This is a genomic window from Anaerotruncus sp. 1XD42-93 (assembly GCF_009917605.1).
Classification (GTDB): Bacteria; Bacillota; Clostridia; order Oscillospirales; family Ruminococcaceae; genus Anaerotruncus.
The window spans coordinates 1-1,831 of sequence record NZ_QZEG01000159.1 but is presented as its reverse complement, the minus strand read 5'-3'; the positions used below and the strand labels follow the sequence as shown (position 1 = coordinate 1,831).

Annotated in this window: 2 protein-coding genes; both read left to right on the top strand. The window is 53.8% G+C overall.

Annotated features, from left to right (window positions below):
• The coding region (locus D5269_RS17680; RefSeq protein ID WP_166545240.1) for a ParB N-terminal domain-containing protein at nt 1-1,018 on the top strand (1,018 nt) is incomplete at its 5' end.
• Nucleotides 1,015-1,831, top strand: an 817-nt coding sequence (locus D5269_RS17675) for a DUF6551 family protein (RefSeq protein ID WP_120487490.1), incomplete at its 3' end; no start/stop codon positions are given. The genes D5269_RS17680 and D5269_RS17675, both read left to right, overlap by 4 nt.

The window sequence follows — 1,831 nt, the reverse complement described above, 5'->3', positions numbered from 1 at the left end:
GCTGTTAAACCCCATCACGGTTGACCGGGACTATATCCTGATTGCCGGACTGCACCGGCTGGAAGCGGCAAAGCTGCTTGGCTGGGCGGAAATCGAGTGTAATGTCAGCAGTTTGGAGGGCTTGCAGGCGGAACTTGCCGAGATAGACGAGAACTTTGTGCGGGCCGATTTGGAAACTCTGGAGTTTGGAAAGCTGCTTCTGCGGCGCAAGGAAATCTATGAAATGCTCAATCCATATGCAAAAAACGGCGGCGACCGGAAAAGCGAAAAAATCAGATGTGCAAAATGCACATCTGATTTTTCCAAATCTTTTGTGGATGACACAGCAGAAAAGTTAGGAGTTGCCCCAAGTACCGTCAGGCGGCAAATTCAAACCGCAAAAAACCTGACAGAAGAAGCAAAAGATATTATCCAGAAGTCGGGAAGCAAAATCACAAAGCAGAACGCCTTGAAATTATCCCGTCTAAAACCGGAATATCAAGGACAGGCAGCAGATGAATTGGCCGCCGGAAAAATTAAGTCTGTTGATGAATTTCAGCCGGCAGAACTTTACAGACAACCTGAACCGATGCAGGAGGCTGAACAGCGGGGACACGGAATTATACAGCAGGCGGCTGAGGAAATCAAACCAGAAGATAAAATTCAGCCATTGGCACCTCCCAGGCAGACCAAACCGGCGCAGGAGCCGGAACACCCCTCTGAGCCGGTCATGGAAGCGCCGCCCACTGTCCCCTATTCGCTGGGCGACAAGCACTATGACACCCTGGAGGAATCCATAGCCGACCTGAAAAATCCCGACAAGGATTGCAGCTACACGCCGGATACGCTCCTGGCAGACATTGACGGCTTTGTGCAGACCTTTCATAAAGGCTTCGCGTGGTATCACGACCCCTTTTGTACTATCGTGTTCCCCCACATCTCCAAAGTGCAGTTTGAGTTTGTCCGGCAGCGTTTTGAAAGCATTTCTTCCGCAATGGCGGACTTATTAAATCAAATGGAAAGGACAATAAATGTATGAGCAGTTATCGAAAAAAACGCCGTCCGCCCGGTACGGAGCGCACGGAACAGCAGAACCTTTTAACAGAAACACAGTATGCGAACCCCGGCGTACAGCGCGACTTATCCAGCAACCAGCTTACTTCCGGCCTGCCCTACCAGCGGCCCGTGGAGCCGGAGGACGTTGACCGCCTGATCGCCAAGTGGGACGACCGCCTGCTGACCCCTCTGGTAGTCAGCTTCCGGGACGGCAAGTTTAACGTGGTGGACGGGCAGCACCGGATCGCCGCCATGCGGAAGATGGCAGACGGCGGCAATGTAACCGTCCCCTGCCTGATTTATACCGGTTTGAGTTACGAGCAGGAAGCCGAACTGTATTTCAAGCTGGATCAGTCCAAAGGCCGGCTGCGGCTCTCCCATGCCACAAAAGCCCTGCTGGAGTCCGGCACGGATGCCGAGGTGCTGGAAATCAAGCGGCTTGTGGAGGCGGCGGGCTTTGTGTGGGTGCTGGATAAGAAAAGCGGCGACGCTTATGAAATCCTCTCTACCCGCGCAATCATCAACGCCTACCGTCTGCTGGGCGGAGCGGCTTTTTCCCGCCTGCTGGTATTACTGGACAGCACATGGCACGGCGCGTCCATCTCCCTCCGTGCGTCTATGCTCTCCGGTATGGCGCTGTTTCTGAAAACCTATGAAACCGAACTGGACGACCGCTCTTTCATCAAGCGGCTGTCTGCGGTTGACCCGGAGGAAATCATCCGGCGCGGCAAGATGGACTTCTCCACCAATAAAGCCGCCCTCCGGTTCGCCCGCGTCATTCTGGAAAAGTATAACA